The organism is Aeromicrobium sp. PFPM2_SD2 (genome assembly GCF_057364525.1).
This window is the reverse complement of sequence record NZ_JBNFNZ010000700.1, coordinates 1-797: the sequence shown is the minus strand read 5'-3', so window position 1 is coordinate 797 and position 797 is coordinate 1. Positions and strand designations below refer to the sequence as shown.

Annotated in this window: 1 protein-coding gene; it reads left to right on the top strand. The window is 75.2% G+C overall.

Annotation, left to right across the window (positions count from 1 at the left end; genetic code table 11):
• Positions 1–195: 195 nt before the first annotated feature.
• A partial coding sequence (locus tag AC2W7G_RS17565; RefSeq protein ID WP_485869568.1) for a C40 family peptidase occupies positions 196–797 on the top strand: 602 nt, incomplete at its 3' end.

The following is a 797-nucleotide window of genomic DNA, read 5'->3' as shown; positions in this document are numbered from 1 at the left end:
CGAGCGCGCGGCCGAGCGCCGCCGGGCCGAGGCCAAGGAGGCCGACGACCTGACGTCGGCCCGCTTCGGACGGGGGGACCACCGGATGAGCGTGACAGAGGTCCAGGCCCGCATCGGGCAGATCGAGTCCTACCTGGCCACCCTGGACGGCCGGGTCGCGAGCCTCGCCGCCGGCGCACCCTGTCCGCGTCCGCGGTGGCCGGCACGTCGGCGTCCGACTTCGCGAGCCAGCTGGCCGCCGCCCAGGGCGGCGGCTCGGCCGACGGGCAGCAGGTCGTCGAGACGGCCAAGAAGTACCTCGGCGTCCCCTACGTGTGGGGCGGCACCGACCCGGCGAAGGGCCTGGACTGCTCCGGCCTCGTGCAGCAGGTCTACGGCGAGCTCGGCTACGACCTGCCGCGCGTCTCGCGCGACCAGGCGAAGGTCGGCACCGCGGTGCCGAGCCTGGACCAGGCCCGTCCCGGTGACCTGCTGGCGTTCAACTCCCCGGTGACGCACATCGGCATCTACGTCGGCGACGGCAAGATGATCCACGCCCCGAAGCCGGGCGAGAAGGTGCGCATCGAGGACGTCTACGACACGCCCACCGCGATCCGCCGCGTCGTCGGCGCCGAGGCCCCGTCGGCCGTGTCGGCGTCGAGCGCGGTGCCCGCCGGCGGGTACGCGGCGCTGTTCGAGCGGCCGAGCCGCTACGGCGTGAGCGCCGACCTGCTGGCCGCCGTCGCCAAGCAGGAGTCGGGCCTGGACGCGTCCGCGGTCAGCCCGGCCGCGCGCAGGGCGTCATGCAGCTCATGCCC